General features: G+C 38.5%; 21 protein-coding genes and 1 tRNA gene. 8 read left to right on the top strand and 14 right to left on the bottom strand.

Features of this window, described 5'->3' with window-relative positions; genetic code table 11:
• Nucleotides 1–55 precede the first annotated feature (55 nt).
• The gene (proB, locus tag L655_RS0116430; protein ID WP_010554355.1) at nucleotides 56–1162 is read left to right on the top strand and encodes a glutamate 5-kinase; all 1107 of its coding nucleotides are present in this window, start codon (nucleotides 56–58) and stop codon (nucleotides 1160–1162) included.
• Nucleotides 1159–2406: a glutamate-5-semialdehyde dehydrogenase gene (locus L655_RS0116425; protein ID WP_024600219.1), complete on the top strand. Its 1248-nt coding sequence runs from the start codon at nucleotides 1159–1161 to the stop codon at nucleotides 2404–2406. Before proB ends, L655_RS0116425 begins: the two co-directional genes overlap by 4 nt.
• A 71-nt stretch (nucleotides 2407–2477) precedes the next feature.
• Here L655_RS0116425 and L655_RS0116420 read toward each other — a convergent pair whose 3' ends face one another.
• The 5 genes from L655_RS0116420 to L655_RS0116405 all read right to left on the bottom strand — a co-directional run bounded on the left by L655_RS0116420 (nucleotide 2478) and on the right by L655_RS0116405 (nucleotide 9485).
• Nucleotides 2478–4685, bottom strand: coding sequence for an EAL domain-containing protein (locus L655_RS0116420; protein WP_024605616.1), 2208 nt, complete (start codon nucleotides 4683–4685; stop codon nucleotides 2478–2480).
• Between the two features lie 59 nt (nucleotides 4686–4744).
• Nucleotides 4745–5392, bottom strand: a complete 648-nt coding sequence (locus L655_RS1000000128080) for an Hpt domain-containing protein (RefSeq protein ID WP_241764504.1) — start codon at nucleotides 5390–5392, stop codon at nucleotides 4745–4747.
• Nucleotides 5377–7968 (bottom strand): ATP-binding protein, encoded by a 2592-nt coding sequence (locus L655_RS01000000125770; RefSeq protein WP_241764503.1) that lies wholly within the window; start codon nucleotides 7966–7968, stop codon nucleotides 5377–5379. Before L655_RS01000000125770 ends, L655_RS1000000128080 begins: the two co-directional genes overlap by 16 nt.
• A complete protein-coding gene (locus tag L655_RS0116410) occupies nucleotides 7968–9230 on the bottom strand; it encodes an extracellular solute-binding protein (RefSeq protein ID WP_024605615.1) in 1263 nt (420 codons plus the stop codon). The genes L655_RS01000000125770 and L655_RS0116410 overlap by 1 nt, the downstream gene beginning before the upstream one ends.
• Before the next feature lie 179 nt (nucleotides 9231–9409).
• Nucleotides 9410–9485: transfer RNA gene (locus L655_RS0116405), tRNA-Ala, on the bottom strand.
• A gap of 166 nt (nucleotides 9486–9651) precedes the next feature.
• Here L655_RS0116405 and L655_RS0116400 point away from each other — a divergent pair.
• Together L655_RS0116400 and L655_RS0116395 are read left to right on the top strand one after the other, a co-directional pair.
• The gene (locus L655_RS0116400) at nucleotides 9652–10047 is read left to right on the top strand and encodes a hypothetical protein (RefSeq protein ID WP_024600215.1); all 396 of its coding nucleotides are present in this window, start codon (nucleotides 9652–9654) and stop codon (nucleotides 10045–10047) included.
• 1 nt (nucleotide 10048) lies between these two features.
• Nucleotides 10049–10549 carry a prolyl-tRNA synthetase associated domain-containing protein gene (locus L655_RS0116395; RefSeq protein WP_024605614.1) on the top strand — a complete coding sequence of 167 codons (501 nt, stop codon included), beginning with the start codon at nucleotides 10049–10051 and terminating at the stop codon, nucleotides 10547–10549.
• Here the strand turns inward: L655_RS0116395 and L655_RS0116390 are convergent.
• On the bottom strand, nucleotides 10516–11664 hold the full coding sequence (locus L655_RS0116390; RefSeq protein WP_024605613.1) for an MFS transporter: 1149 nt from the start codon (nucleotides 11662–11664) through the stop codon (nucleotides 10516–10518). The two genes, L655_RS0116395 and L655_RS0116390, sit on opposite strands and share 34 nt — an antisense overlap.
• A gap of 198 nt (nucleotides 11665–11862) precedes the next feature.
• Between L655_RS0116390 and L655_RS0116385 the strand changes: the two genes are divergently transcribed.
• From L655_RS0116385 to L655_RS0116370, 4 genes are all read left to right on the top strand, one after another.
• Nucleotides 11863–12402, top strand: a complete 540-nt coding sequence (locus L655_RS0116385; protein WP_002957867.1) for a DUF2058 domain-containing protein — start codon at nucleotides 11863–11865, stop codon at nucleotides 12400–12402.
• 183 nt (nucleotides 12403–12585) lie between these two features.
• The gene (locus tag L655_RS0116380; protein ID WP_024605612.1) at nucleotides 12586–12909 is read left to right on the top strand and encodes a c-type cytochrome; all 324 of its coding nucleotides are present in this window, start codon (nucleotides 12586–12588) and stop codon (nucleotides 12907–12909) included.
• 165 nt (nucleotides 12910–13074) lie between these two features.
• The gene (locus L655_RS0116375) at nucleotides 13075–13842 is read left to right on the top strand and encodes a class II aldolase/adducin family protein (protein ID WP_024605611.1); all 768 of its coding nucleotides are present in this window, start codon (nucleotides 13075–13077) and stop codon (nucleotides 13840–13842) included.
• Between the two features lie 26 nt (nucleotides 13843–13868).
• Nucleotides 13869–15044 (top strand): mandelate racemase/muconate lactonizing enzyme family protein, encoded by a 1176-nt coding sequence (locus tag L655_RS0116370; protein ID WP_024605610.1) that lies wholly within the window; start codon nucleotides 13869–13871, stop codon nucleotides 15042–15044.
• Between the two features lie 93 nt (nucleotides 15045–15137).
• Here the strand turns inward: L655_RS0116370 and L655_RS0116365 are convergent, their stop codons facing one another.
• From L655_RS0116365 to zapB, 8 genes are all read right to left on the bottom strand, one after another.
• Entirely contained in the window at nucleotides 15138–15509 is a 372-nt protein-coding gene (locus tag L655_RS0116365) for a hypothetical protein (protein ID WP_024595815.1), read from the bottom strand.
• 49 nt (nucleotides 15510–15558) lie between these two features.
• Nucleotides 15559–16398: an amidohydrolase family protein gene (locus tag L655_RS0116360; protein WP_024605609.1), complete on the bottom strand. Its 840-nt coding sequence runs from the start codon at nucleotides 16396–16398 to the stop codon at nucleotides 15559–15561.
• Entirely contained in the window at nucleotides 16395–17150 is a 756-nt protein-coding gene (locus L655_RS0116355) for an SDR family oxidoreductase (RefSeq protein ID WP_024605608.1), read from the bottom strand. The genes L655_RS0116360 and L655_RS0116355 overlap by 4 nt, the downstream gene beginning before the upstream one ends.
• 21 nt (nucleotides 17151–17171) lie before the next feature.
• Nucleotides 17172–17660 (bottom strand): peptidylprolyl isomerase, encoded by a 489-nt coding sequence (locus L655_RS0116350; RefSeq protein ID WP_007586440.1) that lies wholly within the window; start codon nucleotides 17658–17660, stop codon nucleotides 17172–17174.
• Nucleotides 17661–17726: 66 nt separating this feature from the next.
• The gene (locus L655_RS0116345; RefSeq protein ID WP_024605607.1) at nucleotides 17727–19196 is read right to left on the bottom strand and encodes a LysM peptidoglycan-binding domain-containing protein; all 1470 of its coding nucleotides are present in this window, start codon (nucleotides 19194–19196) and stop codon (nucleotides 17727–17729) included.
• A gap of 55 nt (nucleotides 19197–19251) precedes the next feature.
• Entirely contained in the window at nucleotides 19252–20274 is a 1023-nt protein-coding gene (locus L655_RS0116340) for an MBL fold metallo-hydrolase (RefSeq protein WP_024605606.1), read from the bottom strand.
• Nucleotides 20275–20337: 63 nt separating this feature from the next.
• A complete protein-coding gene (locus L655_RS0116335) occupies nucleotides 20338–20643 on the bottom strand; it encodes a cell division protein ZapA (protein ID WP_024605605.1) in 306 nt (101 codons plus the stop codon).
• Entirely contained in the window at nucleotides 20643–20873 is a 231-nt protein-coding gene (zapB, locus tag L655_RS0116330; RefSeq protein ID WP_002957855.1) for a cell division protein ZapB, read from the bottom strand. The genes L655_RS0116335 and zapB overlap by 1 nt, the downstream gene beginning before the upstream one ends.
• Nucleotides 20874–20881 lie beyond the last annotated feature (8 nt).

The following is a 20881-nucleotide window of genomic DNA, read 5'->3' as shown; positions in this document are numbered from 1 at the left end:
AGTTTTAGCTCGTCTAATTAAGATGAGCGCAGATAAAATGGAAAGTTGAGCATTTATGCAAAAGTTAAATTGGCGACGTATCGTACTTAAAGTAGGTAGTGCATTAATTGCACCAGATCAAGATGGCTGCCGTTCGCGTTACATATTAACCATCGCACAGTTCATTGTTCGTTGTCGTGCCCGTGGAATCGAGGTGATTTTAGTATCATCGGGTTCTGTAGCGGCTGGAGCGCATTTATTCCCATCAGACAAACCTCGCTCCGTGGTGATGAAAAAAGCAATGGCAGCGGCAGGCCAAACAGAAATGATCGCCATGTGGGACCGCTTTTTTGACTTTCCATCTGCGCAACTATTATTAACGCACGGCGATTTACGTGACCGCGAGCGTTACCAAAGTATTCGCGAAACAGTGTTTACTTTGCTTGAGCATGGTGTTTTTCCTATCATTAATGAAAATGATGCTGTAACTACCGACGACTTAAGAGTGGGTGATAACGACAACTTATCAGCAATGGTCGCAGCAGCAGCCGATGCCGATGCTTTATTAATATTCTCAGACGTTGATGGGTTATATGATAAAAACCCTAACTTACATGATGATGCGGTGTTACTGCCTGAAATAAAATCAATTGATGAATCTATTTATGCTATGGCAGGATGTGCTACAAGTGCTGTTGGTACTGGTGGCATGAAAACCAAAATAGAAGCGGCAGAAAAAGCAACGTCACATGGTATCGCGACTTATATTATAAACGGCTTTAAAGAAGAAACATTTACGAAACTGCTAGCTGGGGAAAATCCTGGTAGCGTATTTTTACCGTACGAAAAACCGATGCAAGATTCTGTACATTGGATGACACACACAGCAAATGAGCAAGGTGAAGTTGTTGTTGATGGATCATTTGATGAATCCCTTGAAGGTGAAAGTGGATGTATTCGCGGTGATGAAATCATGGAAGTCCATGGTGAATTTGCTGTTGGTGATACCATTTTAGTACGTAGTGAAGACGGTACGCGTTTAGCTAAAGCGACCGCAAATTATAGTAGCTGTTTGTTAAACTTTATTGCAGACAACGAACAGAGTGAATTCAGCGAAAAAATGCAGGATTCAATTGGACCAGTTATATCTGAAAAACATATCGCATTATTGGAGAAGTCATGAGCTTAATTACGGACATTTCACGCCAGACAGCTAAAGCTGCCCATACACTTGCTTTACTCGACACCGAGACTAAAAATCAAGTACTAGTTGAAATGGCAGCGGCACTAAGAGAGCAAAAAGCATTTATAATTAAAGAAAACGAGAGTGACCTAAGCGCAGCACGCGACAATAACTTAGCAGCCTCAATGATAGACCGCTTAACGTTAAACGATGAGCGCATTGAAGCAATGGCAGAAGGCATTGAAGTAATAGTAAGCCTAGATGATCCTGTTGGTCAGCTACGTGATATTACTGAGCGCCCAAATGGTATTAAAATTCGCAAAATGCGCGTACCTCTTGGCGTTGTGTGTATGATTTATGAAGCACGCCCAAATGTAACAGCAGACGCTGGCGCATTGTGTTTTAAATCAGGTAATGGCGTTATTTTACGTGGCGGTAAAGAAGCACTTAAAAGTTCGCAAGCTATCGCAAGTGTAATGCACAGCGTACTTGAAAAGCATAACTTACCAGTATCGCTTATTTCAGTGATCCCAGATCCAGACCGTGCACTATTAATGGAATTGATGCAGCAACGTGAAAGCATTGATTTAATAATTCCACGTGGCGGTGAAGGCTTAATTAACTTTGTTACCGAAAACAGTACGATCCCAGTAATTCAGCATTACAAAGGCGTTTGTCATCTATATGTAGATAAAGATGCTGATCTTGAAATTGCGCTTAACTTACTACTTAACGGTAAAACGCAACGTACGGGTGTTTGTAATGCACTTGAGGGCTTAGTAGTTCATCAAGATGTTGCAGATGAGTTTTTAAATCTTTGCGCAGTTGTATTACGCCAAGAAGGTGTAAAAATAAATGCCGACAGCTTTGCAGCTAAATATTTTGATAATGCAACTGTGTTAGCCGATAACGAATTTGGTGAAGAATACCTAGACCTTGAAATTGCTATTCGTGTGGTGCCAACTTTCAGCGCTGCTGTGGATCATATCGCTCAGTTTGGTTCCAACCATACTGAAGTGATTTGTACTAAGAACGCAGCTGCTGCAGAGTTATTCCAGCGTAGTGTTGACGCTTCTGTAGTAATGGTTAACACATCATCTCGCTTTTCTGATGGCTCACAACTGGGTTTAGGTGCAGAGATTGGTATAGCAACCTCTAAGCTTCATGCGTACGGTCCGATGGGTCTTGAATCACTGACCACAGAAAAGTATTTAGTTAATGGAGTAGGCCAAGTTCGCGAGTAACTGCAAACTTAGGTTTATAAAAAGCCGAGCATATTCATGCTCGGCTTTTTAGTTTGTAAATTACGTAACGGTTATTTTAATTTATCAAGCCAATCGCTTGCAGGTTCAGGTCTATGTAAATAGTAGCCTTGAAGAATAACTTCTGGATATTCCTGCAATAAACCAAAGTGGGATTGGTTCTCTACGCCTTCAGCTACAATCTCTAACTCGAATAAACGGCCTAAGCTTACAATCATATCAATAATTAACTTATCGTTATTATCAGTCGGTGCTTCCAATACAAAAGAGCGGTCAATTTTTAGCTCCTGTATGGGTAATTGTTTTAGATAAGTTAAACTCGAATACCCAGTACCAAAGTCATCAATAGATACCCTAATACCTAGCTTCTTGAGACAATGAACAGCCTCAATAGCCGCTTCCATATGATTAAGCAATGTCCCTTCAATTATCTCAATAGTGAGTTGCTGAGGATTAATGCTATGTTGCTTTATTTGTTGGCTAATAAAGCTTAAAAAACGAGCTTCATGAAAGTGCCTGCCGCTTATATTAATCGATAAATTTAACTCAGGGTGAGTTTTACTAAGTTGCGTTAATATTTCAAGTGCATTTGAAGTTACCCAGCAATCTAAGTCATAAATTATATCTGATTCTTCGGCTATAGATATAAACTCACCTGGGCTAATAAAGCCTTTTTGGGGATGCTCCCATCTTAATAAAACCTCAGCTCCTTTAAGGGTTTGGCTTCGATCAAATTGGGATTGTAAATATAGGGATAGCTCATTATTTGAGATAGCTTTGCGTAAATCTTGCTCTATTTCAAAACGACGTTTTGCTTGCTCGCCAAACGAAGTATCAAAAAAGGTAACTCTATTACCGCCTTTCTCTTTTGCCTTGTAACAAGCTGCCTCACAGTTACGAATAGTTTCAATAGCGCTTTCCCACTGATCTTCTCGAGGAAAAATATACGTGCCAATACTTACCGTTAAGCTAACGTCTTGCTCACCTACCTTAAAAGGATGGTTTACACTTATAAGCAGCTCTTGAGCTTTATTTTCTGCCATAGCTTGGGCTCTAACTCTGCCAACGCCTTTTTCAACTGTACACAGTACTGCAAATTCATCACTGCCTAAGCGAGCAATAACATCTTTTTTACTCACCTTAGAATGAATTCGTTTAGTTAATTCTTTTAAAATGTTATCGCCAGCAAGTAGGCCTAATCCATCATTTATTGAGTGGAAGCTGTCTATGTCAATAATATAAATATAGGCATAACTATTTTCGGTACTACAAACCTGAAGTTGCTGCTCTAACTGTTTTAAAAAGCCATTTCGGTTTGGCAAACCTGTAAGCTCATCATGCCATGTGAGGTAGTGAATTCTTTCTTGTGTTACTTTAACGCTCGAAATGTCACTAAACACACCAATATAATGCACATTAGTATCTTGATCGCCTTTAACCATACTTAGAGTCAGTAGCTCAGGGTAAAGCTCGCCATTTTTGCGTCTGGTTACAAGTTCTCCACTCCAATATCCAGCTTGATTCGCATGCTCCCATACTTGATCAAAGCTAATACTAGGGTGGTTATTTTGTTTAATGTCGTGCAACTGCATTTGCAGGGAGTCAGATTCACAGTAACCGGTTATACGGCAAAATGAAGGGTTTACGGCTATAATTTTGCCATTACTATCGGCAATAACAACACCATCAGCGGTTCCCGTTAGGGCTTGATAAAATAACTTTTGTTTTGAAGAGAGCTCTTTTAATTCTTCTTCACGCTGGCTTAGTTCTTTCGCCAGTGACTCTATTTCAAGTAGCTTATCGTGTAGGTCAAAGTTTTTTTCTATAAGCCTATCAAGCATGCCCTGTGCGGTAATATGGGTACGGATACGTGCTCTAACGAGCGCTAGCTTGTAAGGTTTGTGTATGTAGTCAATTGCGCCCATCGCGAAGCCTTTTTCTTCAGACTCTTCTTCTGTAAGCGCTGTTACAAATATGACAGGGATCCCTTTGGTATTTTGTTTCGCTTTGAGTATATTACATACTTCGTAGCCGTCCATGCCTGGCATCATTATGTCTAATAAAATCAAGTCAGGCCGAGTTGACTCAATAAAGATCAAAGCCTGCTCACCACTAGTAGAAATACGTACATCGTAGTCAGTTAAAAGTCCTTCTACTAATACGTGTAAATTACTAGGTTCGTCATCAACAATAAGAATTAAAGGTTTATGCTTTTGTTCTGTGGTTAATCCATTACTGTTTGCGAGGTAATTTGAATGCACTATCTGTCCTTCTCTGCGTTCTTTACAATATTAAATCTAGTTCAGGTTAGTGGTTATGCCTAATTTTTATTATCGTTTCTATACATATCAATAAGCTCAATTACTAACGCGTAGTTAAAATGATCAATTGCTTCTTTGAGCTTAAATAGGGAGTGGCCTCTCTCATATTGATTCATTTCTAGCTGTCTAACCAAACTGCTAGGTACGGGGCGAGCCGTTAATGCTAATGAGTATATATTATCAATAACCGAGTCTTCGTTTTTTAGTTCATGTTGCTGTATATGTTCTTTTTTAAAGTTATCAGCTATCAAAAATTGTTTTACAGCAAAAAGTGTAAGTGTTAATTGTTCATTAAAATGAGATAAGTTAATACTTTTCTTATCTATTAAGCTTTTCTCAACATTTTGCGCGCTGTGTTGCAGTAGCTCCAAACCTAATGTTCCGGCCAATCCTTTAAGTGTATGTACTAGTCGAATTAAGCTTTCTAACTCTCCATTTTTGATTAATATATCAGCTTTAATTGAAAAGTCATTGTAATCGTTGACAAACTGAGTAAATAATTTAGCTAACAATTCATCATTGTTTTCTACGTTTTCTTTTGCCAGCTGCAGATTAATTGTATTTAATGGTTTGTTACTTTGTAGGTGTTTTTCTATACTTTCGAAAAGAGCATCAAAAATAATTGGTTTTACTAAAAAGTCATCCATACCGGCTCTAAACGCTGCTTTTTTATCATTAGGGTCTGCGGCTGCNCTGCCGTAATCGCAATTATAGGAGTTTTGTAGCCTCGCTCTCTTAATATGCTTGTTGCTTCTAGTCCGTCCATAACTGGCATTTGAACATCCATAAAAATAATATCGATGTCATTTGTCTCTATTTTATCTAATGCGTCACGTCCATTGTCAGCAATGTTCACGGTCATATCTAATCTGGCTAAAAGAGCGGAAGCTATTTCTTGATTAATTTTATTGTCGTCAACAACTAATGCATTAAAACCCGAGAATTTAGGATGAGGCCTTAATTGCTTTTCTTTAAAATTATCAGGTGAAAGCTTCCTTAAAATTTCTACTTCACTATTTTTATTACCAATAAGTGTAATGTCTATACTTTCATTTTTTGCAACTGGCTCAGGAGACTCTTCATCAGTAATCAATAAAATAAGCGTCAATTTTTCATTCGTATTTTTATTTTGAGCATACAGTTGTTGTAATATAAAGTTATCTTTGAGCTCTTTTTGTTTTATCGACATTATTACAATACTAAATGGGCTATTAGGTTGAGCCATTTTAGCAATGGCTCTTAATGGTTCTTGTGTGGTTTCTGTTGTTATATTTATATCACTTAGCAAGTCCATTAATTTTTTAATTTGCTCATTATCGGGGCTAATTAATAGGGCATGTTTTTTAAGTTTTTGCTGCTCAGATAAGGTAAAGGGTAGAGTGAAGAAAAACTCGCTACCTTGATTAATCGTGCTCCTTACTTGTATATCTCCGCCAAGCAGTTTAGTTAATTGTTTGCTTATAGTGAGTCCTAAACCGGTTCCACCATACTTTCTTGTTGTGCTTGAATCACCTTGCGAGAAAGACTGGAATATAATTTTTGATTGCTCTTGCGTCATCCCAATACCCGTGTCTTTTATACTAAAGCGAAGGTTTATTGTTTTTTCGTGTTGAGATGTCGCTTCTATAGTTAATGATATTTCACCATGCTCAGTAAACTTAATTGCGTTACCTACACAGTTATTTATTATTTGGCTTAAGTGCATTGGGTCGCCAATAAGCTCAAGCCCTGCATCAACGTGTAAAGTAAAGTTTAATAACAAGCCTTTTTGCTTGGCATTTGTTGAGAATAAATTTTGAACGTTAGAAACTATAGTATGTAAGGTAAAAGGGATTTGCTCTAACTGGATTTTTTCCGATTCTAGTTTAGAAAAATCCAGAATATTATTTAAAATCTGCAATAAATTTTGAGCACTTGAAAAAGCTTTATCAGCGTAGTGTTTTTGCCTTGAGGGAAGCTCGCTGCTTTGTAAAAGTTGCAACATACCTAATATGCCATTCATTGGTGTGCGAAGTTCATGACTCATATTGGCTACAAAATCTATTTTTGTTTTATTGGCTTTATCTGTTTGCTCCATAGCACTCGTCAGGTCGGCATTCATTGCTTCCATTTGGGAATTTAATACGCGGGTTTCGTTGAGTAGCTCTTTGGTTTGTTTACTTTTTAAATATAAAGCATTAGCTGCTTTTATTATCGATGCTATTTCAGTTTGATTTCGGCTGTTGTTTGAAATAGTTATTGGCTTTTCGCTATTCATATCTTTAAGTAATAAAGTGAGCTGAGTAATTGGTTTTATAACCGATCTAAAAATAAAATAACTTAAGAATAAAATGATTAACATAATTAAAAGGGCAAATATATTTGCCTGTTCTGTATTTTTTGTTAAGTGGTTACCTAATAGCTCTTCTGTTTCGGTTAGTTTATTTTTTTCTATATTTTTAATTTCATTAGTTAAATATAGCAATTCGTTTTCTATGCCTGTAAGCACTACATTTACAGAAAAAGTGTAGCTACGGGTAAGTAATACAAGTTGGTTATAAGCTTGTTTTAAGCTTGTTGTTTTATTGGAGAGGGATTCATTTATTACAGAGGTGCTCGTTAGTTTTTTATGTAAGTGATTTAAGTTTTGTTTTACATTTTGTGCTTCATCAAAATTAGGTTTATAGAGATAGCTTATAATTGCGTGTTGTAAATTACTTATTGTGAGTAAAACATCGTTGAAAATAACCTTGTTACTGTCGCTTGAAGACTCCTCTAAATTACTAATTGTTACTTGTAAGTCATCAATAGGCTGTTTGAACTGAGTAGTGTAAAGGTGTTCGCGTTTTTGTCTATTTACGACAACTTGGCCAAATGTTTCTTGGTAATTATTTAGATACTCGCCAAGGCGTATAAGTGAGCTTTGATACTCAGGGGTCTGGTTTTTAGTGTTTGTTTTTAGCTGCTCGAGATTTAGAGTTGCCTTATTTAAATAAAAATTAAATTTGGTAATCGTATTTTCATTTGCATTGTCAATAAATGAGACTGCATACGCTTGCAAAGAGATAATATCGTTTTCTAAGTGATTCACAGCTTCACTTTGAATAAGCGCGTTACGCTGCGACTTTTGCAAGTTTAGTAAGGTCGTTTGCGAATAGTTAAACAAATAGCTTTGTAAAAGAAGTAATCCAATCAGCGGACACAAAGCTAATATTATTTTTGATTTAATTGAATTTATTATCATTATCGGCTAATCAACTCATACCATTTTTGTAGACTGTAGTCATAGGTTGGCATAACGGTGTTCCATACTGCTACATTGCTAAAGCGTTTATGGTAACTACCGCCGTTGCGTTGCTTACCCGCTTTTACTGCTACGTCGCCATTTGTATTTAATAAATCTATGTTTGTTGCTTTTCCACCGTACCAGTAATCCCATTCGGCCTGAGATAGAAGTAGTTTAGAGCGTTGTGGGTTACTAATGTAATAACCTTGGCGAGCAATAAATGCACCAGGCCAGCCTGAAAGCCACCAATTCATATAGTCGTAAGCTGCATCTTTTACGCTACTTTGTGTTTGTGACGATAAACACATAACACCATGCCATCCTCGGTAGCCTTCTTTTGGCGCGGCAAAACGAACATTAATATTTTGACTGTTTAACGCAGAGACGGCAGGCGAAAACATACTTTCTATATGGGCACGCTTACTTTTCATAAACTCAATCGATTCAGGGACCGAGTTCCAATAGCCACTAAAATGACCTTGGCGTTTAAAGTCGAGTAATATACTAAACAATCTATCAAGTTCTGGGCGGGTCATTGCACCTATATCGTTAAACTTTATAAGCCCTTTGCTTTGTGCTGCTAGGGCTAGGTCAAATAATCCAATGGTAGGCGCATTTACAATGGCTACTTTACCTCGGTTCTCGTCATCAAGCAGCCAACTCCAGCTTTCTGTTTCGTATGCTATACCGGGCTTAATAAAGTCGGTGTTGTAACCAAAAGAGTCAACATTATGCACATAAGGCAAAAAGCTAATATGATCGCTTTCTTGAGCGCTTAATGTGCCATCGGGTTGAACATTTAATAATTTATAGGGGGCATCACCTGCACCAATACTTGCAGTTTCGGTTAGTTTTCCCGTTTTAGTGAGTGGATTTATCTCGTTAAAGTAGGTGAGTCGCTTTTTTTCTATTGGCTGAATAGAACCTGCATCCCAAAGCACATTAATGCTGTTTGACCACTGTTCGTATAAATCAAAGGAGCTAGGGTCCATTGATGCCTTTTGCAAAACAGCAGCGCTGCCTGCTGGAGTAAATTCTATATTAATACCTAAGTCACTCATCGCTTGCTTGCGGATAGCCTCTTGGAGTGTTACATGAGTACCAAGTACTCTTAATGTGACTTTTTTTCGGGCAAAAACATAAGGCGCATGTGTTATCGCACCAGCTGTTAAACCTATAGCAGCTAGCTTTTTTAGCGTTGAACGCTTAGGGTTGTCCATGTTAAGCCTAAAGTATTAATGTGTGGCATTATGTATAGCTAAGAACTTGTAAAGACACAAGTTGAATGGATAAATTTAAAATTATATAGAATGAAAAATTAGAATAGTAGGGTATCAAAAAATAATAAAAACAATGGAAAAATAGAAGAGTAGAACGAATTTGAAAAGGAGTAGGAAAGTGGTGGAGCTAAGCAGGATCGAACTGCTGACCTCCTGCGTGCAAGGCAGGCGCTCTCCCAGCTGAGCTATAGCCCCACATTCCTAAATTACATATAATGTAACTGCTTGACTGCTGAGTTCCAAGCGGGACGAACTTTAAGTTTTTTTATAAATTTGGTCAAGTATTTTTTCGTAAATTTTCACCGTTTTCGTCAATTTTTGTTAGACTCGGCTTAATTCAAAACTAAAACGATAAAAAACAATGAAAAAATGTGTTCTGGCGCTTATGGTTTTACTCGCTGGTTGTGCCTCGAATGATGAGCCGCCTTTTGAAATAAATAATAAACAGTTTCACGAAAAGCAAGATGATCAAGGCAATAAACTTTTTGCTTATGTTGTTTCGGTAAAAGCTAAGCATCGTGAAAACTTTAACTTAGACCGTGGTCCAAACAAGAGACCAAGCCGTGGTGAGGTTAAGCAGTATATTGAACAAGAGCATTTTGAAGAATCGAGTGTTTTAAAATTGCAGTTAGAAGATCAAGCTGTTGAGTTATTAAACGAAGAGTTAAAAGAGCGTCAGTATTGCGATAATAAACACGAAGTAAGTGAAGTTTTATGGCGAGACCTAAGCGTGCAATTAAGAGGGCGTTGTTTGTAATATGTATGCGGATAAAACTAAGTTAGCAGAGCTTTTAGCGCACCTAGATATTAACTATGATGGAATAGAGCATCCGCCGCTACATACTAGCTTAGCAGCTGATGAGTTTATGATTGAGCGCCCAGGTACTCGCCTTAAAAACCTATTTTTACGCGATAATGAAGGTAAGCGACACTTTTTAGTTATTACCGCGCACAATAAGCAACTAGATTTAAAGGCACTATCAAAGCAACAAGGGCTTTCGCGTTTAGGGTTTGCATCGAGTGAGCGCTTAGCAACGTATTTAAAAGTGGCTCCTGGGTGTGTATCTATGTTGGCTCTTTTAAATGATAAGCAAAACGAAGTGAGCTTATGGGTCGATCAAGATATTTGGGGTGGTGATTTGTTTCATTGTCATCCGTTTGAAAACACCCAAACATGGTTGATTAGTAAAGCTGATTTAGAAGCATTTTTTAATCACACAAAGCATCAACCTCGCGTTGTATTTTTACCCTCGAAATAAGCCCACATAATTAACGATAAACCACATAAGCAAACCGCAAGTAGCGTAAACATAAACGCTGTTTGCCCATGATGTTGGTATACCACACCGGGTAATAACGACCCCAATGCACCACCACTGTAATAAAACGATACATATCCACCATTGGTTACACTTGGCGGGGCTTTACTTATTTTATTAACGAGTGGCGCCGCGGTTGAGTGAATCACAAACATAGCACCACAAAACAAAGTAAATGCGATTAAAAATAAGCTAAGCTGGTGGCTCATTAATAAAATAATACTCACACTATAAAAACTAAATACCGCAGTTAATAAATGCCAAGGCGAAGCGACTTTTTTAAGTAACCAAGGTGCAGCAATAGAGGCGAGTGCACCAACTAAATAGCCACTGTAAACTAAACCTATGTCACGAGTATTGGTAATTAAAAACGTATTTTGCAATATAAACGGTAAGTAATTAAGTAGTGCAGCAAAGCAAAAAAACATACAAAAAACGGCACCGTAAATTTTAAGTATAGCGCCTTCTTTAAGCTGTTTAATGTAGTCCAGTGGTGAAAGCTGAGACTTTGTTGCTGGGTTCGAAAATTGAGAATGTTTGATTGTTAAAGCTAAAAAAATAAGCATAAAAGCAATTACGTAATAAAAGCTCTGCCAATTCCATAAGTCGCTAAACAAAGCTGCGAGCACACGACCAAAGTAACCACCAACTATGCTGCTACCAATATATAGGGTCATATTTTTTTGAAGTGTATCAGCGCTATAACTCATACCTATATAGCTAGTCATTGCGGTTAAAGCTGCAGGGAGCGTTAAACCTTGTAAAAATCGGACTAATAATAAAAGCTCAAAGCTAGGTACATAAATAAAAAGTAAGCAGCTAAGGCCTAAAAGCACCATTGCAATACGTAATATAAGTAGTGGATTTATTTTTGCTAAAAATAAACCGTAAACGAGCGGGGCAATGGCTAAGGGCAACATAGTTGCAGTCATTAAGCTGCCAGCTACCGCAGGTGCTACATTAAATTCGCTCGCAAAAAGACTAAGTAGGGGTTGCGGTGCATAAAGCACAAAAAATATAAATACCGAGCAAACGAGTAGATGAGGTAAACGCATTATATGGCTTATACATTTGCTGATTGGTTACGTGGCATTGTATTAAAAATTGTTTTTAATTGATAATTAAAACCATGCTCTTTGCGCTATATCATGGTTTGTTTTAACTAGTTTGCTAGATTAATGTCGATAGCGCTGTTATTTGAACTCGTTGGTGATTAAAATAGCGATAATATTAGTTTTTAGTGGAACAAAGCCATGGGTTCATTACAAGACCAATTGCTTCAAGCAGGATTAACAACATCGCATAATGCTAAAGTTGCTAAATCAGAAAAGCGTAAGCAACAAAAAAAGCAAAAGAAAGGGGCTACTAGCAACCCAAGTGATCTGCAAAAGCATATTCAACAAACCAAGCTAGAGCAGCAAAAAAAAGCTGAAGAGCTTAACCAAACACGCCAAGTGAGCTTAAAGCAGCGCGAACAAGAAGCGCGTGTTAAACAAATTTTAGAGCACCACAACCAAGACGCTATTCGTGGTGAGCGCACATTTAATTTTACTTATCAAAACAAAGTAAAAAATATCGACGTGAACGAGAAAACGCAAAAAGCGTTATCGGGCGGTCGTTTAGCTATTTGTGTACTAGAAGGGCAATTTTACGTATTAGACGACGAACCAGCACGCAAAGTGGCAGAAGTTGACGAAAAGTATATTGTTTTTCATGTAGAGCCTGAAAACAAACCAAAAGATGAAGATGACCCGTACGCAGACTTTGAAGTACCAGATGATATAGTGTGGTAATAGTTTATTAAGGGTAAGCTCATTTTTATTTGCTAAAGTATATAAAAGTGAGACAGAAACGAGTTAGCGGTTTTTGGTTAAGTTGATCGTCTAGCGTCGTTTCGTACGTATGCTTTTTATTTGATTGTTTACTACAATCAATAGAACAGTTTTTCTAACCGTCAAAAAAGAAGAGTAAATACAATGAGCAAGATGAAAACACTACTATTAGGCGCGGGTATTACTTTAACCGCAAGCTTCTCGTTTAATGCAGCAGCGGCCGATGGCGCCACACTTTATACCGCTAAAAATTGTCAAACTTGTCATGGCGCTGAAGGTAAAGCACCAATTATGGGTATGTATCCTAAGCTAAACGGTCAAAACAAAGACTACTTAGTAGCGCAAATGAAAGACATCAAATCAGGTGCACGTAATAACGGTATGACCATGGCTATGAAAGCAATGGTTGCAACGGTAACTGATGAAGAGTTTGAAGCAATTGCAGATTACCTAGCTAACGTAAAATAATTTACGCAGCTATACCATTTTAATGCAATTGGTATTTTAGTTTTACAAACAGCCACACAATAGTGTGGCTGTTTTGTTTGGTGTTTGCTATAAAATAGAGACTGCTTTAGACTTCTAAACATCTGTTCGTGCAGGTTAGTAATGTACGTTTTTAAAAGGCTTATTATGTTTGATTTACCCCAACTCAATTTAAAAAATAAAGTATCAGCACAAGAGTGGCGACTTCGTGTTGATTTAGCCGCATGTTATAGACTGGTCGAGCACTTTCGTTGGGGGGATTTAATCTATACGCATTTATCAGCACGTTTGCCTGGCACCGATCACTACCTAGTGAATGCCTTTGGTTTAACCTTTGATGAAGTAACTGCCTCTAATTTAGTAAAGGTCGACTTAGACGGTAACATTATTGATGATACGCCATTTAGTATTAACCCTGCTGGTTTTACTATTCACAGTGCGATTCATGAGGTACGCGAAGACGCTCATTGTGTTATTCATCTTCATACCAAAGAAACAATCGCTGTTGCTACACAAAAAAATGGTTTATTACCGCTTAGCCAGTATTCAATGTTTTCACTGCCATCGCTTTCTTATCATGGTTACGAAGGGCTTGCGGTAAACGACGACGAGCGAAAAGTGCTGCAAGATGATTTGGGCAGCACTAACCATATGTTATTGGTAAATCATGGTGGCTTAACAGTAGGCCCAACGGTAGGCGATGCGTTTATGCGCTTTTATGATTTACAGCGAGCGTGTGAAATTCAACTAGCGCTACAATCAAGCTCGCAAGAGGTGATTGAAGTACCGCAACCTATAATCGACAATATTTATAATCAAGCAAACGTAGTACACAGTGGCAGCACCGGCGGGCAACTTGCGTGGCCTGCGATGTTACGTAAAGCGTATCGACTTGACCCTAGTTTTGCAAAATAACCCATAGCGGTTAATAAGGAATTTTAATGAAAGTAAATCGCGTTGAAGTATTTGATATTCACTGTCCTGATAGACCTTCTTGGACACCTGTGTTTGTACGTATTCATACTGACGAAGGTATTAGTGGTGTTGGCGAAGCGGGCCTTGCATACGATTTAGGTCACAGTGCTGCAGCGGCTATGATTAAGGAAATGGCCGACGCCTTTTTAATAGGCCACGACCCATTTCAAACAGAAAAACTATGGTCACGTATGTTACGTGAAAGCTTTTGGGGTTTAGGCGGCGGACCTGTTGTATATGCTGCAATGAGCGCAATTGATACCGCACTTTGGGATATAAAAGGTAAAGCGCTTGGTTTACCTGTATACCAGTTATTAGGCGGTAAAGTTAACGACAAACTACGCACTTACGCTTCGCAATTACAGTTTGACTGGGATAGCGAATTTAAAGCCCTAGTACAACCGCAAGAATATGCAGAAGCGGCTTTAAAGGCGATGGCCGAAGGTTACGATGCAGTAAAAGTAGATCCAATTCAGTACGATAAAGACGGCAATACTTATTACGACCGTACAAAAATAATCTCACGCACTGAAATGAAGCTATACCGTGCACGTATGCAAGCCATTCGCGAAGCAGTAGGCGACGAAGTGGATATTATTTTTGAATGCCACAGTTTACCTGGCGTGACAACAGCCATTCAGTTGGGTGAAATTGCAGAAGAATTTGACTGTATGTACTTTGAAGAGCCAGTTAACTACCTAAACCATTCATTGCATGCAAAAGTAGCAGATAAAGTTAATGTGCCAATTGCTGGTGGTGAACGTTTGTATAATCGCTGGGGTGTGCGCCCGTACTTAGAAGAGCAAAGTATTGATGTTCTGCAACCTGATATTGGTTTATGTGGTGGCTTTACCGAAACTAAAAAAGTATGTGATTACGCAGATATCTTTGATGTGCGTATTCAAGCTCACGTATGTGGCGGGCCTGTTGCAACAGCAGCATCACTGCACTTAGAAACGGCTATCCCTAACTTTTTGATTCATGAGCACCACACTTATGCGATTAAAAAGTGGAACCGCGAGTTATGTTTACAAGACCCACAACCTAAAAATGGTTTCTTTGAAGTGTCAGAAGAGCCAGGGTTGGGTATTGAATTAAATGATGAGATTGTTATGCGTTCTCAACGCGTAGAAATAAAATAATAGTCTTTTAACCTAACTTAGGTCATGCATTAAAAAGCCGGTAAGTGATTAGTCACTTACCGGCTTTTACTTTTTTGGTAAAGTTTTAGCTTGTTATAACTCGTTAATTCTACATTCTACGTCTTTAAGCTCAATAGTGGCTTTACTATCAAGGTGGCGTATATAGCATTGCTTGCCTTTAATCATCAATTCAAACTGATCGGGTGTATTGCGACTTTGCGTGTCGATAATATTATTACCATCCACATTGCTAAGGGTTACTGTGCTGCTGGTAGTAAATACATTCTCAGCTAATTGAGTTTCTTGTATATGTACAAGTGTTTTAATTGCTTTGCTAACGGCTGTTTTATTTGGCTTTGCCAGTAGAGCATGTTGCAGCTTAGGTGTCGGATCTGGATTTTGAGATATGCAGCCATTGAGAAAAAACGCAGAAAATACAACGATTAGTAAAAAGTACATTTTCATAAATTGGCCGTATTATTATAAAAAGAGAGTTTAATATAACTAGTTTTACTTAAACTTGGTAGTAGTGCTTAGCGTTTGCATAGCTAAGGTTATGCCATGTCTTATCGTTTGAGCATAACGCCTTATGGCAGTGCCATAGAGTGTTGTAGCTTGTATTTATTTGGCACACAGGAAAGTTGCTTGCAAACATAATACGCTGCTGGCCAAAGTGATTAAAAAGAATATTAAAACACGCTGCTTGTTGCTCACTGGTAAGTTGTAGTAATTCAAAACCAGAGAATTTAATTGCTATGTTGTCGTGCTGAGCAAGTAACTCAGCACCTTGTTGCCAGTCATTTAAATTACTTGGCAGTCCTGCATGATTAATTATAATCTGAAGCTGCGGTAGCTGCTTAGCGTAGTAAGCTATTTGTTTGGTTATTTCGCTATTTTCAATATCAAATTGAGCTTCAAAATGCAGTTTATTTGTAGCCAATAAATTAAGGTTATTAATACAATGAGGGCTTTTTAGTCTCACTGCATCATCTTCTTCGGTTATATCTCTTATACCACAAAGGCTTGAATGAGCCAGTGCATTTAGCGCGTGATTAAATTGCTCTGCGGGCGCATCAATTTGGTTGTAACTAATAGCCTTGAATGAAAGGTTTTTTAAATGCGAGCTTAGCCAGTTTAACTCGTTTATAGGTGATTGATTATCAAACCCAGCCTCAATGTGCACAATACCCGCAAGTTCAAAATCAGTACTTTTAACAAGTTGCTCTGCACTTATTGGTTGTTTAATTTTTTCTAGGTTAGGCCATGCTGGTGGGTTTTCGCCTTGTAGCCAAGTATATTGCCCCTCGGCAAGATTAAAAAAATGCACATGAGGGTCAATAATTTGCATGCTCATTGGGCTGTGTAACCACCATCAATACTTTGTAGGCTGCCTGTTATAAAACTGGCATCGTCGCTTGCTAAAAAGCTCACAAGGGCAGCAACCTCATCGGCTTGACCTAATCGGTTAAGCGGTTGAAGACTTGCTTCCTCGGCAACTATTTCAGCTTTGTTTGCGCCACTTTTTGCGCAGTACGCATCTATTGCGTTATGAAATAGCGGGGTTTCTATTGTGCCAGGGCATACCGCATTTGCTCTAATATTAAAACCTGCGTAATCAAGCGCTGTTGTTTTAGCCATTGAGGCAAGGGCATGTTTTGTTAGGTTATACGCAAAAGAGTTTTGCTTACCTATAATTGCCTGATCGGAAGCGACTAATATAATAGCGCCGCCATTTTGCGCTTTCATGCTTGGCAATACGCTTTGTATTGCGGCATAAGCGCCTTTAACATTAAGCGCAAAAAGTGCATCGAGAGTTTGCTCGTCGGTGCTTTCTATATTTGCGCTTAAGTGTTTTCCAGCATTAGAAACAAGTACATCAATACGTTTGCTTTGTTCACAGATAGCGTTGATACAGCTTTGTTCACAGATAGCGTTGATACAGCTTTGTACCGCCGATACATCACTTACATCACACTGATGAAATATACCGATTTCGCTCAGCTCTATATCAAGGTTATGTACTTCATAGCCATTGTTTAGCAAACGCTTTACTACGGCTAAGCCAATACCTTTTGTACCACCTGTAACGACTGCAACTTTAGACATACTTACTTCCTTTATTGCTAACTAGTGAGAGTGACCACAGCCGCCTTCAGCGTGCACATGTCCGTGAGAAACTTCTTCACTTGTTGCTTCACGTACCGATATAACTTCAACGTCAAACGTTAGCGTTTTACCAGCAAATGGGTGGTTTAAATCACAATCTGCGTTAAAACGACCAACCTTAACAATAGTAACCTGATGACGACCTTGGTTAGAGCTAACCATTGCTGTCATACCAGGTTTCCATACTTTAACGTCGCCTTGTAGGTGCTTAAGCGGAATACGTTGAATTAAGTCATCAACACGCTCGCCGTATGATTCACTTGGCTCTAGAGTTACACTAAATTTTTCGCCAGCTTCTTTGCCTTCAAGTGCTTTTTCTAAACCAGGAAGCATGCCTTCGCTGCCATGAATGTAAGTAAGTGGCGCTTCGTTTGTGCTACTTTCAATTTGCTCGCCCGCTTCGCTAAGGGTGTAATGAAATTCAACTGCTGAATTTTTGCTAATTTGCATGCTTGTCTCTTCAAATAATAACTATGTTAGGGCGCAATTTTACGCGAAATATACGTGTTTATAAACTTAACGTGGCTGATTTAGTGTTTTTTGTAAATCTAGCAGTAAATCTTTTTTTATTGGTGCTGCTTTTTGCTTTTCAGCCTGTGGTATAAACAGTACTAATTGAGTGCCAGGCTTTAAAATACTTGATGCAGAGAGTTTGTTCCATTTTGCCAAGTCGCTATGAGGTACATCATAAAGCTGACTTATACTCCAAAGGCTATCGCCTGACTTAACTTCGTAATCTATTTCAATGGTGGGAATCGCAATCTCTTGGTGTTCTAAATAAGGGCTGATTTTGTAATCAACAGTTAATGTGCTTGGCAGAGTTTTAGGTTGCCCAACTAATAACTTTTCTCCAACACCTATTAAATTATTATTTTTATTATTAAGTTGTTTCAAAGCTTTTACAGACATACTAAAACGCCTGGCGATACTGTAAAGCGTATCGTTTTGTTTAACGATGTACTCTCCAGCAAAGTTTGATTTGAAGAACTGACTTTTTAATAATGCTTCTTGCCCTATAGGCAGCAGTAAAGTATGCGGCCCGTTAGGTGAGCTTTGATTTTTTAAATATCCCTGATTAATAGCATGTAACTGCTTTGAACCTATACCAGAGAGCTTGGCAATGACTGAAAAGTCGAACTGCTGGCCTATGTTCATCTGTGTTGTAAATGGTTTATATGCTAGCTTTGGGCGTTTAATGCCCTTTTGTGGATGTTTAACTAAATAACTTAAAGCGAGTAATTTGGGTACATAGTCAGCAGTTTCTTTTGGCAGACTGAGCGACCAGTAATCGGTGCTTTTACCGCGTTTTTTGTTTTTTTCGATTGCACGTTTAACACGGCCTTCACCACTATTATAAGCGGCCAAAGCATGTAGCCAATTACCATCAAAGCGTTTGTGTAAGTAACTTAAGTAATCAAGTGCAGCATCGGTTGAAGCAAGTACGTCTTGGCGCCCGTCATACCATTGGTCTGACTTAACACCAAAGTGATGCGCCGTTGCGCCAACTAACTGCCAAACACCAACAGCTTGCTGTGATGAGGCTATTGTTGGTCTAAAATCGCTTTCTACAAATGGTAATAATGCGAGCTCCATAGGCAATTGCTTTTGCTCAATTTTTTTTACGATGTGATACAGGTAAGGCGCTGCGCGTTTGCTCACCGTTTGTAAGTAGTTAGGTTGCTTTGCATACCAGCTGATACGCTTTTTTAAAGCGCGATTTTGATAAATCGTAAAGTGTAGATTATTGGCTATATGCATCCACAGATCGGTGGTTTTTAGTGGGCGCTTTTTTACGATTGTTTTTTTGAATTGAAGTGGCGTAACTGCCTCTTTAACTTGAGGCGTTTGAGCTACTTCATCGTCAATATCATAAGTATAGTCAGGCTCAAAATGAGTAAATATTTGTGGAGCTTCTTGTGGTTCTTGCTCCGTTGATTGACAACCAAATAACAAAATACCCAAACAACATAAAACCAAACTGCGCATAGTGATCACTTTTGTAAATTCCTTTTATTATTTTAACACAATCCGTTGTGTTGAGTTATTCTGCGCTTTTTACACGATTTAGGCCTGCTTGTAAAAAAAAGTTACTCGATTTTATATTAAGCGCTTCTTGTTTATAAGGCTCAATAACTGATTCAGGAAACGACAGCATTAACTGCTCAATACTTTGATCTTTATTGTTTTTAACATGCTCCGTTATGGCTGTTAAAAATGATAGCGGCTGTTTCAGCTGCTCTTTTGTTAATGTGCCGCCGTGGCCAGGTATAATAATAGTGAGCTTTTCGTCGTTAATATATTGCTTAAGCAACGTTTGCCAACTTTTAAGTTCGCCGTGACCAGGGTAAGGAAGCCAGTCAACGATATCGCCACCAATCAGCACACTGCCATTATTAGTAGTAATAGTTAAATCACCGTTAGTATGGGCTTGCTGCGGCTCAAGCGTTACCTCAAAACCACCAAGGTCGATAATTTTACGACTATTAATTACTATTTCGGGTTTGCTAAGCTGATACTCCTGCCAGCGAAAAAGTCGCTTTTTTGCAAGCTTTAACTTATCACGCCATTTAGCTTGCTCTTCTTTGGGTACATTCGCTAACCGTTGGTAGCTCAGCTCAATGCTCTTTTCATAGGTGTCTAGTTTGTCGGTATATGCTGTTTGATAAAGGTTAAAATTTTTATTTACCTGCTGATGAACAATGAGCTTGGCACCTGGATAAAAATTTTGCATAACCGCCATACCTAGCAAGTGATCGTCATGGTAGTGGGTAGCCACTAAATAGCATAAGGGTGTTTTAAGGCGCTTCTTTAAATCTTCAGCAAGTTGTTCAACTGCGGCAAAATTGGCGCTCGTATCAACAAGTATGGCGCATGTTTCGCCTTCAATTAATACTTGGTTAGAGTCGTAAAAGCGAAGCTTGTCTTGTTGCTTTAAAAACTGAATATGAGGGTTTATTGTATTCCAAGTTACGGCAGCGTAGGTGCTAGGTGCTATTGATAGTAAAGTGCATGCCAATAGTAAGTGCTTACATGAAGAGGTTATGTTTGAAAGTTTTAACTTCATTTATTATCTCTACGCTGAGGTTTAATTACTTTAATAATAAACAAAAAGCGCAGTATGCGCTTTTTATTTTTGGTGTTTGGGGTCATTTGCCAAATGCAGACTGAGTTTATCAATCAATTGGTCTTGATGCTGTTGTTCAACTGTAGCCTGTGTTTTTGCTTCTAGCAATTCGTGGCTTAAGTTTAATGCTGCCATTAGTAGGGCTTTTTGATCGTTTCTAACGGTTGAGCGTTGTTTCATTTGCTCAACTAAGTCATTTAGATTTTTAGCTGCTGCTATTAATGCATCTTCCTGCCCTTCGGGGCAAGCAAATTGCTGCTCTTTACCTAGCAACTCAACAGTGACCCGCTGGTTTTGCAGCTCAGACATTAGCTAGCCTGTTGTGCGCTTTGTAATTTATCAAGAAGACCAGATAAAGTAGTGCTGGCATCTTTTTGCTTTTCTTCATTTTCTAAAGCTTCAAGCTGTAGTAATTCGTTTTCATCGCTTAGTTTAGTGTTCTGTTCTTTTAAAGTAGCAACATCTGTTTGTAATTGATTATTACGTTCGATTAAAGAATCGATCAGTTGTTCGAGTTGTTGAAGAGTAGTGTTGTTCATAAAGGCGC

This window comes from Pseudoalteromonas sp. TAE79, assembly GCF_000498015.1.
GTDB lineage: Bacteria > Pseudomonadota > Gammaproteobacteria > Enterobacterales > Alteromonadaceae > Pseudoalteromonas.
Note: the sequence above shows the minus strand (reverse complement) of the source record. Positions and strands in the feature narration are given on the sequence as shown.